Annotated in this window: 16 protein-coding genes and 1 pseudogene; 2 read left to right on the forward strand and 15 right to left on the reverse strand. The window is 65.2% G+C overall.

The features are described from left to right. Positions 1 to 111 precede the first annotated feature (111 nt). Together AB7933_RS11140 and AB7933_RS11145 are read left to right on the forward strand one after the other, a co-directional pair. On the forward strand, positions 112 to 1,164 hold the full coding sequence (locus tag AB7933_RS11140) for a DUF3800 domain-containing protein (protein ID WP_011871450.1): 1,053 nt from the start codon (positions 112 to 114) through the stop codon (positions 1,162 to 1,164). A gap of 100 nt (positions 1,165 to 1,264) precedes the next feature. Beyond that, positions 1,265 to 3,889 carry an ATP-binding protein gene (locus AB7933_RS11145; RefSeq protein ID WP_011871449.1) on the forward strand — a complete coding sequence of 875 codons (2,625 nt, stop codon included), beginning with the start codon at positions 1,265 to 1,267 and terminating at the stop codon, positions 3,887 to 3,889. Between the two features lie 29 nt (positions 3,890 to 3,918). Here AB7933_RS11145 and AB7933_RS11150 read toward each other — a convergent pair whose 3' ends face one another. From AB7933_RS11150 to AB7933_RS11220, 15 genes and pseudogenes are all read right to left on the reverse strand, one after another. After that, a complete protein-coding gene (locus AB7933_RS11150; protein WP_009876598.1) occupies positions 3,919 to 4,668 on the reverse strand; it encodes a TIGR03747 family integrating conjugative element membrane protein in 750 nt (249 codons plus the stop codon). Then, a complete protein-coding gene (traD, locus tag AB7933_RS11155; RefSeq protein WP_305453181.1) occupies positions 4,665 to 6,851 on the reverse strand; it encodes a type IV conjugative transfer system coupling protein TraD in 2,187 nt (728 codons plus the stop codon). Before traD ends, AB7933_RS11150 begins: the two co-directional genes overlap by 4 nt. Before the next feature lie 4 nt (positions 6,852 to 6,855). Beyond that, positions 6,856 to 7,404: an integrating conjugative element protein gene (locus tag AB7933_RS11160; RefSeq protein WP_049271510.1), complete on the reverse strand. Its 549-nt coding sequence runs from the start codon at positions 7,402 to 7,404 to the stop codon at positions 6,856 to 6,858. Continuing rightward, positions 7,401 to 7,991, reverse strand: coding sequence for a transglycosylase SLT domain-containing protein (locus AB7933_RS11165; protein WP_003090147.1), 591 nt, complete (start codon positions 7,989 to 7,991; stop codon positions 7,401 to 7,403). The genes AB7933_RS11160 and AB7933_RS11165 overlap by 4 nt, the downstream gene beginning before the upstream one ends. Then, on the reverse strand, positions 7,973 to 8,713 hold the full coding sequence (locus AB7933_RS11170) for a TIGR03759 family integrating conjugative element protein (protein ID WP_043496218.1): 741 nt from the start codon (positions 8,711 to 8,713) through the stop codon (positions 7,973 to 7,975). Before AB7933_RS11170 ends, AB7933_RS11165 begins: the two co-directional genes overlap by 19 nt. A gap of 12 nt (positions 8,714 to 8,725) precedes the next feature. After that, the gene (locus AB7933_RS11175) at positions 8,726 to 9,370 is read right to left on the reverse strand and encodes a hypothetical protein (protein ID WP_043496221.1); all 645 of its coding nucleotides are present in this window, start codon (positions 9,368 to 9,370) and stop codon (positions 8,726 to 8,728) included. Continuing rightward, the gene (locus AB7933_RS11180; protein ID WP_042113999.1) at positions 9,367 to 9,966 is read right to left on the reverse strand and encodes a PilL N-terminal domain-containing protein; all 600 of its coding nucleotides are present in this window, start codon (positions 9,964 to 9,966) and stop codon (positions 9,367 to 9,369) included. The genes AB7933_RS11175 and AB7933_RS11180 overlap by 4 nt, the downstream gene beginning before the upstream one ends. A gap of 136 nt (positions 9,967 to 10,102) precedes the next feature. Further along, a complete protein-coding gene (locus tag AB7933_RS11185; RefSeq protein ID WP_043496223.1) occupies positions 10,103 to 12,382 on the reverse strand; it encodes a helicase-related protein in 2,280 nt (759 codons plus the stop codon). 135 nt (positions 12,383 to 12,517) lie between these two features. Beyond that, positions 12,518 to 12,823 (reverse strand): hypothetical protein, encoded by a 306-nt coding sequence (locus AB7933_RS11190; protein ID WP_049271503.1) that lies wholly within the window; start codon positions 12,821 to 12,823, stop codon positions 12,518 to 12,520. 90 nt (positions 12,824 to 12,913) lie between these two features. Continuing rightward, positions 12,914 to 13,234: a hypothetical protein gene (locus AB7933_RS11195; protein WP_003090130.1), complete on the reverse strand. Its 321-nt coding sequence runs from the start codon at positions 13,232 to 13,234 to the stop codon at positions 12,914 to 12,916. 50 nt (positions 13,235 to 13,284) lie between these two features. Further along, a pseudogene (locus tag AB7933_RS11200) lies at positions 13,285 to 14,418 on the reverse strand (DUF6094 domain-containing protein); the annotation flags it as partial. A 39-nt stretch (positions 14,419 to 14,457) separates the two neighbouring features. Then, entirely contained in the window at positions 14,458 to 15,108 is a 651-nt protein-coding gene (locus AB7933_RS11205; protein WP_043496226.1) for a hypothetical protein, read from the reverse strand. A gap of 104 nt (positions 15,109 to 15,212) precedes the next feature. Continuing rightward, complete coding sequence (locus AB7933_RS11210) at positions 15,213 to 15,554, reverse strand: hypothetical protein (RefSeq protein ID WP_006226014.1); 342 nt, start codon at positions 15,552 to 15,554, stop codon at positions 15,213 to 15,215. Between the two features lie 102 nt (positions 15,555 to 15,656). Beyond that, positions 15,657 to 15,983 (reverse strand): hypothetical protein, encoded by a 327-nt coding sequence (locus AB7933_RS11215; protein ID WP_006226013.1) that lies wholly within the window; start codon positions 15,981 to 15,983, stop codon positions 15,657 to 15,659. Between the two features lie 94 nt (positions 15,984 to 16,077). Then, positions 16,078 to 16,767, reverse strand: coding sequence for a DUF3275 family protein (locus tag AB7933_RS11220; protein ID WP_006226012.1), 690 nt, complete (start codon positions 16,765 to 16,767; stop codon positions 16,078 to 16,080). Between the last annotated feature and the right edge of the window lie 12 nt (positions 16,768 to 16,779).

The following is a 16,779-nucleotide window of genomic DNA, read 5'->3' on the forward strand; positions in this document are numbered from 1 at the left end:
GAACCATCCTCGGCCGCGTCTGAGCCTTCGCACAACGACGTCGGTGCCTACGATGCCGTGCTCGAATTGGCCGACAGGATCGGAGTGTCCATTGTCCAGGGGAAGAGTTGAATGGAATGCTTCCGGATCGATGAAAGTGGTTATACCGGCTTTGACCTGATGAACCCTGAGCAGCGGTTCCAAGGAGCGACGGCCATCGCCATTGAGGATGACGAGGCCGGGCGCCTGATCCGGGAGCACTTTCCCAAGCTTCAGGCGGACGAACTCAAGTACCGGGCGTTGGCTCGGCGCCCAGCCAATCACCCCCGTCTGATGGCGCTGCAGCGCGACTTGCTAACCGACCACAAGTGCGTGACCTACGTCTGCGACAAGCGCTACCTGTTGCTGCTGATGTTCCTGGACTACGCGGTCGAGCCGTTCTACTACGAGCGCGGCATGGACTTCTACGAAGACGGGCAGAACTACTCGCTTGCGTCGCTGCTGTATACGGTTGGACCGACGCTCCTCGGCAAAGGCGCGCTCGACCGGCTGTTGGTCAGCTTCCAGCGCGCGGTGAAGGAAAAGAGCTCGGAGGCGCTTGGGAACCTGATCGATGCGGCGTGCGCATCGCGCTGGTGGGAACTGCCGGAAGCGCTTGGCCCGCTTGCGCAGTTCGCTGCCCCTGAATGCCTGAAGGCGATCGTCACGCCGGGCGTCAACACCGATGCTGCTTTCGTGGTGCTGCAGTCCCTGGTCAGTCGGATGGAAATCATGGCTGACGGCCCGTATCGGGTCGAGCACGATCAGTCCAAGAACCTGCTCACTTATCACGACCTGCTGCAGCGGTACATCCGCCATGAGAAACCGATCACGTTTCGTCAATCGGAGATCGCCAGCATCACCTTTCCGCTCAAGCTTCAGTCCGTGACTCAGATCGATTCAAAGCACAGTCCTGCAGTGCAAGTGGCGGACGTGATGATCGGCGCGGCCATCGAAGCGGCGAATACGCTTACCGGACAACGCGCCGGGGTACTGGATGCCGAGAAGGTCATGGCGCTGTACGCCGATCATCAACTGATCCATATGCTGCCCTCGATCGACTTCGAGGAGCAAAAGCGTTTCCGTCAGGGATCCCAAGCGGGGCAGGTCATCGACTATTTTGCTGAGAACTTCCACAAACCGTAATAGCGAATGGAAGCATGACCCGCCTGTGCCTACTGCGCTGGCGACCGATCAACATCATCAAGGACGCCATCGAAGCGTCTTCCTGTGTAGAGGGGGCTGCATGGCAAGCATTCATTCGGAGTACCACCGCTTCTTGGCGCACTTGGCGCAACGCCAGGTGCATGACGACGTGTGCCGGCTCGCGCATCTGGTGCTTGATCACCTGCAACCTCTGGCTGAAGTTGGTGCAGCGCGCCGTGGACGCTCCACCCGCATGGCGCCACTGGCCGTCGCCCATTTGGCGCAGATGCCGGTCGCGTACCAGGGAGATGGCCACGGACCCGAAGTCGGGCCGGCGCTGGGGCGCCTGCGCCAGCTTGAGGTGGGACCGTTTCGCGGATTCATGCGGCAAGAGACATTCGACCTCAGCCACGACATCACTTTGGTCTATGGCGCCAACGGTACCGGCAAGAGCAGCTTCTGCGAGGCGCTGGAAGTGGCGATGCTCGGCTCCATCAGCGAGGCCCAAGTCAAGCGGGTCGACCAACGGACATACTGCAACAATGCCCGGTTGCGTCGCCATGTCGCGCCCGTCCTGTCTTCCGGAGCACCAGACCAGGCCCAGGCTGTGCAGCCCAACGAAGCGGAGTACCGCTTCTGCTTCATCGAAAAGAACCGCCTCGATGACTTCGCCCGCATCGCGGCGCGTACTCCGGGCGATCAGCGGCAGCTCATCGCTACCTTGTTTGGCGTGGATCAGTTCAGCGACTTCGTGCGCGGCTTCAATCCCGCGCTCGACCAAGACCTGATGCTCGTCGGCGCCCAGGCTACTCAACTCGCGCAGCGGCGCTTGCAGTTGGCGAACTCTGAACAGACGATCGCTGCTTATCCGCAAAAGATCGCGGCGGTGGAGAACTCCGAGCAAGCGCTGGCGCAACGAATGTCGCCCGGCGCGACGTACCAGGCTTGCGTTGACTGGCTGCTCGGCACACCGGAGCAGCAAGGGCGGCTGCCGTACGTCCAGGCGCAACTGGTTGCCGTCCCACCTGCCGTTCATGAGGTGAGCCAAGCGCGGCTGCAGACGCTGCTGGATGAGGCTTATCACCTTCAAGGCCTGTGGCAGGCGGCCACCGGACAGCTTTCGGCGCGTGCTGGGGAAGTGTCGTACGCTAAGCTCTACGAGGCTGTGCTGGCCTTGACTGACGGGGCGACCACCTGTCCCGCATGCGGAACCGGATTGGCTGCTGTCGCACAGGATCCTTTCGCCAAGGCCCGCACGGGCCTGGAGCAGCTCGCGCAGTTGGCCACCCTCCAGCAGCAGGAAGCCGGCCTACGGACGCAGTTGAGCGAGGCGGTGCGGGCGCTGTGGGACGAGATGCGTCGGGTAGTCGCGGTTGGCGCAAACGCTTGTCCTGCACAGTTGCAGGCAGCAGGCCTGCCTCCATTGCCGCCTACCTCGACAGGCGCCTGGCTTGGCGCATGGGTCGATGGCGACCGGCGTGCCTGGAACGCTCTGCTGCAGGTCACGGAAATCATCGAGCGCGCCGACGCGCAAGCCCGCGAAGCGCATGCCCTGCGCGGGGCGCTGGCCCGGGAGCGGGACGCACTGGACCAGCACCGGCTGGAGATCGAACGGCTGCGGACCATACGCATGACAGCCGACCAAGAAATGGCCGCTGCCCGCCAGACCGTGGCCCAATTTGACGAGGCGAACCGTGAGTTGATCGAGTCGGTCGCAACCGAAGTGCCGGTAGTCGCGCACCACCTGCGGGTCAAGGCCGCCTACGACGGCTTCTTGCCCGAAATCCAAGCCTACTTGGCCGCATTGCCGGGCGTGCTGCTCCAGGGCCTCGGAGAACAGGCACGCAATCTGTACAACGCATTCAATCGTGCTGATCCGCCTGGCGACCTCTTGCACGCGTTGTGGCTGCCTGTCGCCGAAAACGGCAAGATCGAAGTAGAGTTCACCGGTGAGCCTGGCGTGCGCTATGACGCGCTGGTGGTCTTCAGCGAAGGGCATATCAAGTGCCTGGGTCTGGCGATTCTGCTGGCGAAGAACATCGCGCAGGGGTGCCCCGTGGTCATTTTCGATGACGTCGTCAACGCGATCGACGATGACCATCGTGACGGAATCTGGCGTACCTTCTTCGAGGATGGCTTGCTCGTCGGCAAGCAGGTCATCCTCACCTCACACGCCGAGGAGTTTCTGCACCGGATCCAGCAGGAATTGGGCGCCCGGCGGGCCGGGTCCATCAAGCGCTACAAGTTCCTCCCGCACCAGGGCGAGCATGAGCTGCGCGTTGACAGCGATCCACCGACGAAGAACTACGTCCTGTTGGCCCAGCAGGCGTTGGCAGCCGATGAGAAGCGTGAGGCGCTGCGCCAGGCGCGGCCCGCGCTGGAGAGTCTGACTGACCGTCTCTGGACTTGGCTGGGCCGGCGAGCAGATGGGCGCATCGAACTCAAGCTAGGCGGGCCACGCTCCCCCTGGGAATTGAACAACAAATGCGCAAAGTTGAGATCAGCCGTCGATCGCATCTCCGCGCAGCATGCTGGCGCGCCAGACGTCGTTGTCGCTTTGACCCGGCTGCTTGGTGTTGGTGCAGGAAGCATTGAATGGGGGTGTCTCAACAGCGGTGTCCACGATTCCCAGCGAGACCACGAGTTCGACCGCTCCTTAGTGAGAGTCATTGTCGAATCGATTACGGCGTTGGACGCTGCGTTAGATGTTCTGCAGAACCGATGAGCACTACAGCCACGCGGGACAGCATTCGCCTAAAGGTATTTCTTGAAGCTGCCCGCGGTCAGGCTCACGGCCAGCCCCAGCAAGGCGGCGCTCGGCAGCAGAATCAGCAGTGGATGCACCGAGATCGGCAAGGCCAGGTACGTGACCCAGGGCAGAACGGCCAGCGGCATCAGGCTTGCTTTCGCGCGGTGGTAGATGAAGCCCGATTCGCGGCCCGCGCCGAACCGGCGCACGTCCCTCCGCACTAGGCCGTCGATCAGGCCGACGAATGCCGCGGTGAGGATCAGCGGCAACGTGAGCACCAGGACCAGCAGGCGCACAAGGAAGGTCAGCGTCGTGAAGGCTGCGGCGATCAGGTAGCTCTCGGTCCAGACATAGGCCTGGCTGATGTAGTAGCGAAAGTTGCGTGTCTGCCCGTGGCTGGGTGCACGGGCGCGCTCGGCGGTCTGGCTCATGCGCTCCAGCAAGCCCGAGCGCACGAACACCCATTCGTATCCGGTATCCACCAGCTCGTGCGCCGTGCGCCCCGGTTCCTGCACGACCACGCTGCGCGTGAAGTGGTTGGACAGGTGCCCCAACTCGTACTGCAACATCTGCTGGGAGTGTCGCCAGCCCTCGTCCTTCCAGAACAGGTGCATTCCGACGCACTCCACGACAATGGAGAACAGCAGCGAGCCGATCAGCACCCCCAGCAGCCGGAACGGCAAGGTGATGGTGCCGACGATCAGGCCTTGGCGCTGGTTCTGCTCCCGCTGCGCGGTCGAGGCGGCATCCTTCATGGCGAGGCCTCATTGCCGGCGCTGTCGTCGGTGGCCACCGGGCCAGGTTCGGCCGCAGCGGCATCATCCAACAGGTCGTCGGGCAAGGCCCCGTCCTGCAACGCCGGGGAACTGGTGAACTCCCACCACTGCGTGGCCTCGCTGTAGCTCTGGCGCATGTAGCCCGCCAGTTGTTGCAGATCCTGCGGCATGACCTCATCGGGGTCCGGTGCCGGCAGCGGCATGCGAACCTTCCAAAGCTGGCCGCCCTGCAACAATGCGAAACATTGGCCCTTGGGTAAGGCGACGACGTGCGACGGCTCGATCATCGGCACGCTGGACATGCTGATGCGGTCCTGCGTGTTGCTGGTGAAGTCCGTCGCGCCGCGGATGTCCGAGCTGTCGGTCGCGCCGGAGACGATGGTGGTCGTATAGACCTCGACCTTCGGCAATTGCCGGGTCAGCAGTTCGGCGGTGGCCGTCTCCCTGACCCTCAGCATGAACAGATTGTTGAAATTGCCAATCACTTGACCCGCTTTGGCGCGGTTCCCGATACGGGCCTCGATGTCCGAAAGCGTCTGCGTGTACGCGGTGACCTGCAGACCGGCGCCGCCGCCTTTGTTGATCAGCGGCACGAACTCGTCACCCATCAGTTCATTGAATTCATCCGCGTGGACGTTGATCGGCACGCGCGTGCCAGCCGATGCGCCCGGCAGGCCGTCATCGATCCCGTGCTTGTAGATATGGCCTGCCACCGAAACGAGATCGCTGAACATCGAGTTGCCGACCGCTGCGGCGACCTCGGCATCGGATAGCGCGTCCAGGCCCACATAGACGACTGCGCGCTTTCGGATGACCTGCATCCAATCGAAGATCGGGCGGGGGTCGGCCAGGTCGGAATAGTTCGGCGCCAGAAGCTGGGAAATCTTCCCGCTGGTGAGCTTCTCCAGCAGCGGCAGCAAAGACGCGACGATCTTGTCGAAATACGTCTTGTCGTAGCGAACCGCCGAGCGCAGGCCGTCGAGCACCGGGTCGTAGTTACGGGCCTGGGATAGGTACTGCTCCAGCGCCACCACGCGCTTCTCGCGCCCAATCATGTTGCGCGGGATGTTCTTCTCGTTGAGCTTGGCCTCGATCTGGACGATCACCTCCCAGGCTTTGGGCTCGGTCTTGGCGAAGTAGTGCTGGGCGTACTCGATGAACAGCGCGTCGATGTTGATGACGTGCCGCTGGATCAGCATGTAGTCCGGGCGCTGCCCCAGTTCCACCAAGGCGCGGGCAATGATGTTGACGAAGCGCCACGCGAATTCCCTGAAGGCTGCGCTGTTGCCTTCGCCGGAGAGCTGCCCCGCGATGCGGGTGGCGACTTCCGAGATGCGACCGAATCGGCCTACGGCGTTGTAGCGTGCCGAAATGTCCGGCCACCCCAAATGGAAGACATAGAACTCGCCTTCGCGGCCCGCGCGCTTGGCCTCGACATACATCCGCTTCAGGAGATCGGCATCTCCTTTGGGGTCGATGACGATCACGACCTCGTGTTCGCCCGCGGCGTTCCTCCGGCGGATGTCTTGAGTGACGAAGAGTTCGGCCAAACGTGTTTTGCCCACCCTTGTCGTTCCCAAAACCAAGGAGTGGCCCACGCGCTCACCCAGCGGCAGGCTGACGTCCACCTCGTCGGGTTCGATGCCGTGCAGGCGCGGCAGGCCGCCCACTGGCGGCAGCGGCCGCACCGGATTGAAAGGCACGTCCCAGCCGGTGAGTTTCGATAGCCGGGACAGCGGGAACGGCGCGAACTCCAGCCGTTCCTCCAGGCGCCGGGCCAGCCGATAGGCCGGCGTCGGCTCGACGTAGCGCCGAAACTCTGGCCGGTACGTCTGCATGAGCCTATGGGTGTGTTTCTGCTCCCAGAGGAACCCGCGCCCCACGAACAGCCGCTGCTGGCTGACCGGCACGTCCCTGCTCGTCATCACGTAGCGCGGCAGGCGCCGGATGTTGCGCCGGTAGCACAGGATGACGCGCGCATCGCGGTAGCGGATCGCGCCGTAGGCGCCGAACGCCAGCGCGCTGCCGACGCCCATGGCCGGACTCAGCGCGAGCGACCATGGGGCCACCAGGCACAGAAACGCGGCGCCTGCACACGCCGCGATGGTGTATAGCTCCACCGCTGGGCGTAGCAGAACCTCGACCGGCTGTTTGCCTGACATGGCTTCATTGCTCGATGCCGGAGGCCGTGATCAGCGCCGGGTAGTGCCGCAGGCCCAGGCGATCGGCCAGGTCGTCGCCGGCCACGGGCGCGAGCGGCACGCCCGGCACGAGGGCGCGCATCCGTGCCAGGCCCTGCGCGGTCTCGACGTTGACCACCAGGCCGACCGCGCCGCGTTCGCGCAGAGCCGCGGCGCGGCGCTGCAACCAGGCCCGGGAAGCCTCGTCGTCGCCGATGACCACGAACGGCCGCAGGCCGGGCGCTTCGATCACCCGTCGCGCGACGGTGCCGGGCGTGAGCTTGGCGCTGCGCACCGGCAGCATCGCGGCTTCGTCCGCTGGCGTAGCAGGAACCTGGGGCGTCGGGATGGGCGGCCGCGCCGGTGCGTTGGCGCGCGGCTGGAGGTTGAGGGCCTCGTAGTACGGCAGCACCGACGTGCCGCCACGGTCCTCGACCACGATCAGCGGCTCGCCGGCGCGCGAGGCCAGCGGCAGGCCTGACAGCAGCACGAGCAGGCTCGTGAGCGCGAGATGCGCCGGATGGGGTTTCGTCATGGGGAAGTCTCCTGGCGCGCGGCGAGGACCGCGGCGGTTGGGCGCGTGCCCTGCACGCGGGCAAGGTGGCGCGACACGCTGCGCCGATAGCGGGCGGCGGGCTCGCCGCCCGCGGGGCGGTGGTAGCGGCCGATCGCCAGCAGCCAGTCCTCGCCGGGGGTGTGCTGCTCCTTCAGGATCTCGGCGGCGATGGCGAGGTTGCGGTACGGGTCCAACAGATCGCACGGGCTCGTGAAGCGGTGCTTGTGGTAGCCGAGGTTGATCTGGCCCAGGCCTGCGTCGATGCGCGTGTGCGGCGTGGCGCGCATCGCCTGCTGCAATCCGGCGCAGGCGTCGGCGCGCGTGGCGAAGCGGCGCGATTGGCCTGCGACGTTGAGGGACCACGGCCACGGGACGATGCGTCCGTTGCGCCGGATGCCGCTCTCCTGCAAGGCCACGGCGTAGAGCACGGTCGAGGGGATGCCTGCGCGCTGGGCAGCGAGTTGGTAAGCCGGTGGCGGAACCTCCTGGGCCAGGGCGGCACCGGCATACAGGCTGGCAGCGAGCACCAGTGCGCGCAGGGGCATGGCTACGGCTGGCGCTGCCATTGGCCGTTCACTTCGCGCACGGCGGCGGGCAGATCGCCAGGCAGGCCCAGCGACAGCCAGCGGCCGCCGTCGTGGTTGAGCGTGATGCTGCCGGCGCGCACGCGCGCCGGGTCGATCTGCGCGCGCTTGGCCCAGTCGCGGATGCGCGCGTCATCCTGGCGGCTGCCCACCATGTACAGGTCGAACTCCGCGCCCGAGGATTGCAGGCGCTGCACGAGCTGCCCGCAGGCCGTGCAGCCGTCCTTGACGAACACCGCCATGCGGCCGCTGCCGCGCAAGGGACTGCTGGATGTGCCGGCGCCCGGCTTGTCGTCGGGCAGGTTCACGCGCTGCATGCCGGGGTTCAGGCGCTGCCAGGCCTCGTCGTAGGCGCGCTGGTAGGCGAGCAGCTTCTCGACGCGGCGCGCTTCCACCTGCACCTGCAGCTCCGCATAGCGCCGCCGCTCTTCGTCGGTGCGTGCCTCGATGCCCAGGGCGGACAGCGGGTCCAGTTTGGGCGAATAGATGCCCAGCGGCCCGTCCATCAGCTCGCGGTAGCGTGTCCATTCCTGCGGTTGCAGGCCCCATTCGCTGGCCGTGCGGTCGTCCAGCACGCGGGCGGCCAGCGGGCGCTCCTGGCTTTGCGCATTGCGCGCCGGGGCCGTGGCGGGCTGCTGCTGCGCCCAGGCGGGCCATTGCGCCGACGCCAACAGGACCGCGAAAAGGAGGATCGACGGCTTCATGGGGTGCTCCGGTCAGGGAATCGCCACACGGCGGGTCTGGTTGCCGGCCTGGAACACTGCGGTGTTGCCCTCGATCGCCTGCAGACGCCACGGGCCGACCGCATCCCCGGGCAGCAGCACCTGAAGTTGGGCGGGCGTGAAGTCCCCGGTGCTCGGCGCGACGGACACGCTGCGCTGGCCGGCGCGCAGTTCGGCGCCGACGACGCGGAACGGCAGCGGCGGCGGCTCGGTCTTGGAGGCGGCGGGCGTGCGCGATGCGCGCGGCTGGGCGGGTGCGGTGGCACGTGCGGCGGCCTGGTGCGCCTTGATCTGCTCGACCTCCGTGCGCAGCGCCTGGAGGTCGTCGGCCGCTGCGTAGCCACTCAGAGATTTCTCGACCTGGGCCGCGCGTGCTTCCAGTATCTGGCGGGTGTCCTTGAGGTCAGCGGCCGTTGCGACGGCTGGGCGCTGCTGGATGGCCTCGATCGTCTCGGCCAGGCCAGTCGCCTGCGCTTCGAGGCGTTGCAGGCGGGAATCTAGGCGCTCCTGGTCGGTTTGATCGCGCATCGCCAGGTAGCCCAGTGCCACGATGACGCTGAGGCCGATCAGCCAAAGCCAGAAGAGGCTCTGTACGACAACCGCGGCGGTTGAGCGTTGGGCCGGATGCGGGGCATTCATGGCTGGCCTCCCGAAGCCGCGGGCGCCAGCGGGAACGTCTGCACCGCCTCGGTGGCGGGCGGCTCGGATGTGTGCTCGGCGATCGCGCGGTCGCCGGGCCGCTCGAAGCAGATTTGCCGTGCGCGGTCATCCGCGTGCAGTTCCCAGGCCGGTCCAGCCAGCGTGAGCAGCGCATCGCGCAAGGTCATGGGGCCGAGGTGCAGGTGCGCCGCCGGCAACGGCAGCGCGTACAGTTCGATCACAGCATGCGCGGTCTGGCACAGGCCGTAGCCGCTGCGCTTGAGTACATGCCGCAGCCCGTCGCCGACTGTGGCTCGGGCGTCCTCGGGCATGGCCACGTCGATGACCTGCATCAGCAGATCGCGCTGCGCTGCAGTGGGTGTCATCTCCACGAGGGTGTAGCGGCCGTAGCGCACGACGGGAATGAACTCGGGTGCGCTGGCTTCCGGCGTGGCCGACACGTCCTCGATGGGATCGGGTGCGGCTGGCGTCGTGGTCGTTGCGCAGCCGCCCGCCAGCGCCGACCACAGCAGGCCGAGAAATCCCGCCAGAAGGCGGCGTTCGGGATGGTGAAACCACGGTGGAGAGGGGCACATAGCTCGGCGTCCTGAAACATCGAGCCCTCACCATCGCCGGTCAGCTTGCATGCGGCAGCAAACAATGCGAACCGCACGGCATCCGATTTGCCGGGAGCGAAAAAAAACGGCCCCGAAGGGCCGTAAGTGGAACGTGTCATGCGGCGACGAGCTGTCGGGCCAGTGCGACCTCGACGGAATCGCCGTCCTGGTTCAGGACATCGAGCCCAGATTCGGGCACGTCGCCCGAGGTGGACTGCGAGACCATGATCTTCTTGGCCATCAGCTCCAGGCAGGTCATCTGCGAGGAGCCGGCGTAGCCGAGGTAGATCACGCGCACGGGCTGCTTCTGCCCGATGCGCCAGGAGCGGCGTGCCGCCTGCTGGAGCGAGTACACGTTGTAGCCCGACTGCATGAACACGATCGTCGGGAACTCCAACAGGTCCAGCCCCGTCTTGACCAGCTCGGGGTTGGTGATGAGCACGTCGATGCCACGGTCCAGTTGCTCGGCGATCCAGTCTTCGCGGCGGCTGGCGTCCACGCTCGCGCGCAGCACCGCCACCTTGAAGCCTTCCTGCTCCAGCAACACCTTCAGGCGCGACGTGGTGTCGCGCGTGCCGGTATAGACCGTATAGGCCAGGACCTTGCGCCCCTGGGCCTTCTCCTCTTTGCAGGTGTCGATCAGCTCACGCTCCTTGGGGCTGATCTCGAACTCGTTGAACTGAGCCGGGACAAACGCCAGGGTGTTGCGCGTGCGCGGATGCACCACGGTCTCCGACCGGAAGCAGCAATCCGGCCAGGCCAGCAGCACGTTGAGGACCACGCCCAGCAAGGTCGTATCGCGTCGCGCCAGAGCCTGTTTCAGCTCCGCGGTCAGCCGACCCGCCATGTCGCGGTAGGCCGCGGCTTGCGCCGTGTCCATCGCGACTTCGCGGAACTCCTCGTCATACGGCGGCAGGACGTTGCCGCCGATGTCCTTGAGTTTGAGGAAGATGGTGAACGGCAGGATGCAGCGCAACACGCCCTTGGGGCCGAAGCCTGGGGCCTTGACCGTTCTGACACTGACTTTCGTGCCCTTCGCGGTCTTGTGCGCCGTGCCGGTGCTCTCGGAATAAATATCCTTGAGGACCCCGTGGTCCCTCATGAACGCCATGGCGGCCGACGTCATGCTGCCGCTCGTGGTCGGGCGGTAGCCGTCTTCGATCATCCGCCCAGGCAAGGCGCGGAACAGCAGATAAAAGAGGTCATCCCCGTAGCCGCCCATCAGCGTGCCGGTCAGCAGCAAGGTCTTGCGAGCCTTCGCCGCCAGCACGCCCATGGCCTGACCTTGGGCACTGCCACCGTTCTTGTACTCATGCGCTTCATCAGCGATGAGCAGATCGAACGTGCCTTGCGGCAAGTACCGCTTGATGAACTCGGACGGCTGATAGCCGCCCTCGCCAAAGCCGAACTCCATGTTGGCCATCGCACGTTCCATGCGCGTGGCCTGACGGTCAGAAAACACCAGATCGCCGTTGCCGTCCATCAAGTTGATGAAATCGTGGATGTTGTCGCCGAGCATCGAGGCCAGGAAGCCGTCACCGAACTTCTGCATCAGCTTCTGCGCGGTGACTTCCCCGATGGTCGGGATGCGCTTCAAGGCTTTGAGCACGGCCGAGGACTGGTCGCTGCCGGACAGGCTGCGCGGGCGGATCAGTGTCCACAGGGGCGCGGCGCAGTGGCCGCACTTCCTGCGGGACTCCTCGGCTTGGAGCGCGACCGGGTTGACCGGCTCGCCGTCGAGGTCGGTAATGACCGTGCCGCAGTCCGGGCAAGCCGCCACGTCGCCGTGGCGGGTGCGTCGCTGGGTGAAGACCGGCTTCCAGTTAAAGCCCATCCGCATCCGCACGCGCCCCAGGACGAAGAACTCCTGGCCCGTGGGCTGCACGCCCAACTGCTCGCGCAGCTTGATGAGCTTGACGAGCGTATCCGGCCCGTTGAGTACCCACACCTTGGCACCGGCCACCGTCTCCTGGATCTCGCGCCGCCACTTGTAAACCAGGTGCGGTGGCGACAGGACCAGGGTGCGGCGGTAGCCTTCGGCGTTGAGCACGGCAGCCGCGGCGATGCCGACGGTCGTCTTGCCGCAGCCCATCTCGCCATTGACGATCGCGGCGCGTTCACCACGGTCGATCAGCAGCTCGGCGGCGGCGTGGACGACTTCGGCCTGGGCTGGGAACAGCTTGCGCTTGAGGCTGGCGACGATGAGCTGCCGGTGCGCCTGCGGTTGGCCGGTATAGACCGGTGGGTTGGCGCTGTTGAGGGCGTCGAGCAGTTCGTCGCCGAACTCGCCGACGAAATCCTGAAGGCTCAGGGTCAGAGGGGAAGATTCCGCGTCGAGCAGTTCGCCTTGGACGGGCACGGCGTCTGCGGCAGTGGTTTCGAGATCGAGGGACATGGTGATGCTCCAAAGAAAATGGGGCATGCACCACCCCCAGCGGGGCAATGGCATGCCCCGTGGTGGGAAGAGAATCGACGCGTGGCCGAAGGTGGTTGAAGATGCTGGCCTGGGTGGCCCGCGGGTGAACCGTGCTCAGTCCTCGGACGGCAGCACGATGGCGGTGATGCTGCGCCCCGCATCGGTGATGATGCGAATGGCGAGTCTCGGGTGGATCAAGTAGTGAGATTCCAGCGGCGCGCCCGATTGAAGCGCGCTGCTGTTCGTCTGCCATTGCTGGATGTTGACGTCGCTCCAGTCGCCACGGGTGTGGCGCCTGAAGTACGGGATCGGGTCAAGGCGACCCGCGCGGACCAGGCGGTCAACACCTCTGCTGAAGATGAGCGCCCCGATCGGGAACGCCAGCCGCTGGCAGTAGGTTTCGATGCGATGCGATGCCATGGGCTCCTCCTTGATGGGTTATTGAGCCACGACACCCCTGCCGGAGTGAAGTGGCTCCGTCAGGTGGATAAGGATGACGATGTGGTGCCGTCAGATCAGGTCTTGCTCTTCGGGAAGCTGGACCACCGTGGTCTGGTGGTCCTCGCTGGTCTTGACGATCAGCGCCAGGTCCGGCGTGATCCTGAACTGCGAGATCATCAGGTTGTCCTGTTGGATCGCGACGTCGTTGGCTTGGCGGGTGGCCTCATCGATCTCACCCCAGTCCCCACACACATGGCGCTGGACATAGGCCAAGGGGTCGATCAGGCCTCTTCGAGCGAGCCAATGCACTTTCTCGCTCAACTTCAGCGTACTCGGTGCGAACAACGGTTGCTTGTGCGGCGCAGGCCGCTTGAACGGATTGGGGAACATGGTGTTTCTCCTTCGATGTGGTACAGCAGGACGGCAGCGCGTCCGGTGGATCAGCGAATGGTCAGCACCTCGCCCCTTGTCGGGGAGCCAGGCGTCATGTCCCACGCGCGGATAACGGGCACAAACTTGTCGGTGAGGATGCGCGTCTCGGCGATGGAGCCGTCTTCGCGTTCGGTGAATTCCCGCTGGAGCGTCTTGTCCTTGTGGGTGTCACCTTTGACGACGAGTAGGCGCCCGGTCTTGGAGCGCACAACCCCCGAAATCGCGCCCGCGGCCAGAGCCAGGGCGAGATGCCAATGGGACAAGGCCCGCGCCGGTGGACGCAGCGATTGCTGCGCGGCCCCCAGGTGCGTATCCAGCGACGGCCAGAGGCCTTGCAGCCTGCCAACCTCGCCGGCGAACTGCTCCGGCTCCATCGTCACGCGGAAGAAATGCTCCGGCTCGGCCGGACTGGCGGGGACGATGTACGGCAGGAACGGCCATTCGCTCGGCAGCTCCTCGGCTTCGATCTCGCCTTGCCCAACTTGCAGCAGCAGAATGCGCATGGCCTTGACGCCATCGGGGGCCTGCTCGCGCTGGCGTACCCGGCGTCCGAAGATCACCACCTGCTTGAACTGCGTCTCCACCGCTCGGTAGATCCGCAGATCGGTGTAGTGGCGCGTCAGCCAGCCGACCAGCTCCGCGTCGAGCACGTAGCCGGGGACAATGAAGACCAGCACGCCGCCGTATTGCAATAGCGACAGGCTGCGCTGATAGAACAGCTTTTCCAGGCGAGCACGGCCCTGGCCCTGATAGCCGATGTTGCCGTTGATGTCCTTGGACAGGTCGCCATACGGCGGGTTGAGCCAGAGCAGCCCGAAGGACTGCTTGGAGATCATGGTGTCCATCAAGTCTGCGTGCAGGCAGTGATCGACCAGGCCGCGAGCATGGCGCGCCCGCTCTGCGTCGAACTCGACAGCGAATGCCTTGGCCTGCTCGCGCCCGAGGGCATGGGCGGCTTCGGCGATCGCCACGCCTTCGCCGGCGCACGGATCGAGGATGCACATAGTCCCGTCGCTGGGCATCAGTGCGTTGAGGGCTCTTTCAAGCGTGGGTTCGTCCGTGGGGAAGTACCCGTTCTTCACGAAATTGCGGGCAAGCCGCGGGAACATGAGGGCCATGGAAGTCTCCTGGTTGGCGAGATGAAGAGCGGAAGCACGCCAAGGCGTGCCTCCGCGGGTGGGTCAAGCCGCTACCGCTTCCGGCGTCCAAATCTTGGCCGGATAGGGATAGGCGGTGAGCACGTCACTGCGGATCAGGGAGCCCAGCGCCAGGGTCAGCGCCGGGACGTCGATGGCGAGCCGATGGCCTTCCAGCGGCCCGAGGGCGAACGGAAGGCGGGCCAGCATCTCGTGGTTTTGCAGCAGTTCCAGCACGGTCTCGCGCCAGTGGTCGAGTAGCGGTAACGGGCAGGTATCCCGCACCAACGTCCACAAGCGGTCGAGCCGGTGGGCGCTGTCGCGTGGCAGCAGTGCCAATGCGCTGGCGTTGGCCCTATCGGGCTTGACGCAGCGCCGGTCGAACAGCCACACGTTGGACAGCGAACCGAACAGCGTGCGTCGGTAAGCGCGCGTGATGCGCTTCTCCAGACGATCGACGTTGCCGATGAACACCGGGACGCTGCCGCCCTCGTCGGTGATGATGTGGAACTGGTCCAGTCCCTGCTCGTCGCGCCCGAGGGTCAGGCGGGCAAGGAACTGCTGGACGGCGGTGTCGCGCGCCCAGATGGACAGGAAGATCAGGTTGCCCTGGTCATCGCCGACGCAAGCGTCGGCCATCACGTCCGGGCATTCGTCGATGTGGAACAGCGTGGTGGATGAAGTGTGTGCGTGCATGGTGGTGTCCTCGATGAAATGAGGGGCAGCACCGCCCGCAGGGGCAGCGAATGCCCCGTTAGGGATGAAGGAATGCGGATAAGGTGTTCGATCCGCTTGGGCGTTCAGAACGTCTGTTCGGTGAACGAGCCGTCGGCCTGATGCTTGACTACACGGTTGCCAACGTTGCCCTCGCAGTCCTGTTGGACTTCGGTGAACATGCTTTCGGGCACGTCGATGTGGAAATGGCGCAGGACCACTCGGTAGTAGTCCAGGTAGTGGTTGAACGGGTCGCTCTCGTGCAGGTTGCTGTACAAGAAGTCGTCGCTCTCGACCTTCGCGGTATCGTCGATCAGCTCGGCCGGCTTTTCGATGAATAGGAAGAAGTAATTTGCCGGCCGGTCCCAGCCCAGTACGACGGTGATGGGAAAGCCCTTGTGAACGGTGTCGAAGTAGTGCCGACTCATGGTGATGTCCTCGGTGAATCGGAAACAGCACCGCCCCTGAGGCAGGTGCTGCCCCAAGGGGTGGAGAAAAGCCGCGCAAGCGGCGATGACGTGTGCCGGACCTCAATAGTCCGAATCGCAACCGGACGGGCAATAACCCAGTTCGATTCCGTGCGAGCAGTAGCCGTTTTCGGCGTTCCAGTCCTGGGTTTCCTGCCTTTCGGCCGGTGTGGCGTAGCCCCATTCCTGTGCGATCTGCAGCGCCTGTGCGCGTTGCTCTTCCGGCAATCGACTGGCTTGCGCGTCGATCTCCGAACTGAAAAGCGTGACCCAGTGGTCCCAGGACAGGCCACAACCACGCTGGGCGTGCTCGGCGGCTGTCTTGCAAACAGCTCGCCACGCGGGTTCACCCAGCGAAGAACGGGGTGTATCGCAATCGATGGTGGACATGATGGAGACCTCCAGAAGAAAGCCGGGGGCCTCCCCGCATAGGGAAAGAGCCCCGGCGGGTGGATGAAGAACACCGCGCATGCGGTGTCTGCGATCACGCAGGTTGCAGTTCGGCCTGGCGGCTCCACTCCTGCGTTTTGAAGTCCAGCGCGTAGCCCAGATCGCCCAGGCGGGCGATCTGCGCGCGCAGGGCGCGGCGGTCGATGGTCGAATCCAATTTCACGGAATCGCCCAGCGGCCAGAGCAAGCCGAACAAAGCAACGTCGCCCTCTTCGGTGCTGCCAGGGGCAGCCGCCGCAGCGGGCGTCGGTGCATCCACACCGAAGGGCGTGGTATCGACCAGCGGGTCCGCCGAGGCCTGCACGGGTGCGGGCTTGGCGGGTCTGGAGGCCTTGGCGGGCTTGGCCGGCGTTTCCGCAGGCTGCGTCCCCAGCTCTTCATCGAGTGGGTCGACTTCCTGGGTGGCGAAGCTGCGGGCCTCATCACGACTCAGTTTGTCGATGCCGTTGAGCGTCATGCCGTCGAGGTTTGCGCGCACTTCAAACCGCGCGCCGCCCGCGACCGGATAGGACTTCGCGAAGATGTAGCGAATGACGAAATCCCCGTCGTACTTTCCTTCGGGGTACTGCTCCAACTCCGCGTCTTTAACCGCGAACTCGCCGATGGGGGTAGAAAGGCGCCCAACCGTGAACGGGCCGTTCTTGCCCCGGATGGTCCGCAACGTGAGCTGGCCCGGGACGACGATGGGTAGGGCTGATCTCGTAGGTGCCGATGTGGCTGCCATGATGGTTCTCCT

Origin of the sequence: Pseudomonas gorinensis, from assembly GCF_042015035.1 — a bacterium.
In the GTDB taxonomy this organism is placed as follows: Bacteria; Pseudomonadota; Gammaproteobacteria; order Pseudomonadales; family Pseudomonadaceae; genus Aquipseudomonas; species Aquipseudomonas gorinensis.

What these genes read in the sequence shown, in the direction of transcription:
- AB7933_RS11160 (WP_049271510.1), bottom strand. Translation starts at nt 7,404, where the DNA reads ATGACGAAACCCCATCCGGCGCATCTCGCGCTCACGAGCCTGCTCGTG.
- traD (WP_305453181.1), bottom strand. Translation starts at nt 6,851, where the DNA reads ATGTCAGGCAAACAGCCGGTCGAGGTTCTGCTACGCCCAGCGGTGGAG.
- AB7933_RS11145 (WP_011871449.1), top strand. Translation starts at nt 1,265, where the DNA reads ATGGCAAGCATTCATTCGGAGTACCACCGCTTCTTGGCGCACTTGGCG.
- AB7933_RS11215 (WP_006226013.1), bottom strand. Translation starts at nt 15,983, where the DNA reads ATGTCCACCATCGATTGCGATACACCCCGTTCTTCGCTGGGTGAACCC.
- AB7933_RS11195 (WP_003090130.1), bottom strand. Translation starts at nt 13,234, where the DNA reads ATGTTCCCCAATCCGTTCAAGCGGCCTGCGCCGCACAAGCAACCGTTG.
- AB7933_RS11205 (WP_043496226.1), bottom strand. Translation starts at nt 15,108, where the DNA reads ATGCACGCACACACTTCATCCACCACGCTGTTCCACATCGACGAATGC.
- AB7933_RS11140 (WP_011871450.1), top strand. Translation starts at nt 112, where the DNA reads ATGGAATGCTTCCGGATCGATGAAAGTGGTTATACCGGCTTTGACCTG.
- AB7933_RS11210 (WP_006226014.1), bottom strand. Translation starts at nt 15,554, where the DNA reads ATGAGTCGGCACTACTTCGACACCGTTCACAAGGGCTTTCCCATCACC.
- AB7933_RS11165 (WP_003090147.1), bottom strand. Translation starts at nt 7,991, where the DNA reads ATGGCAGCGCCAGCCGTAGCCATGCCCCTGCGCGCACTGGTGCTCGCT.
- AB7933_RS11220 (WP_006226012.1), bottom strand. Translation starts at nt 16,767, where the DNA reads ATGGCAGCCACATCGGCACCTACGAGATCAGCCCTACCCATCGTCGTC.
- AB7933_RS11150 (WP_009876598.1), bottom strand. Translation starts at nt 4,668, where the DNA reads ATGAAGGATGCCGCCTCGACCGCGCAGCGGGAGCAGAACCAGCGCCAA.
- AB7933_RS11175 (WP_043496221.1), bottom strand. Translation starts at nt 9,370, where the DNA reads ATGAATGCCCCGCATCCGGCCCAACGCTCAACCGCCGCGGTTGTCGTA.
- AB7933_RS11185 (WP_043496223.1), bottom strand. Translation starts at nt 12,382, where the DNA reads ATGTCCCTCGATCTCGAAACCACTGCCGCAGACGCCGTGCCCGTCCAA.
- AB7933_RS11180 (WP_042113999.1), bottom strand. Translation starts at nt 9,966, where the DNA reads ATGTGCCCCTCTCCACCGTGGTTTCACCATCCCGAACGCCGCCTTCTG.
- AB7933_RS11170 (WP_043496218.1), bottom strand. Translation starts at nt 8,713, where the DNA reads ATGAAGCCGTCGATCCTCCTTTTCGCGGTCCTGTTGGCGTCGGCGCAA.
- AB7933_RS11190 (WP_049271503.1), bottom strand. Translation starts at nt 12,823, where the DNA reads ATGGCATCGCATCGCATCGAAACCTACTGCCAGCGGCTGGCGTTCCCG.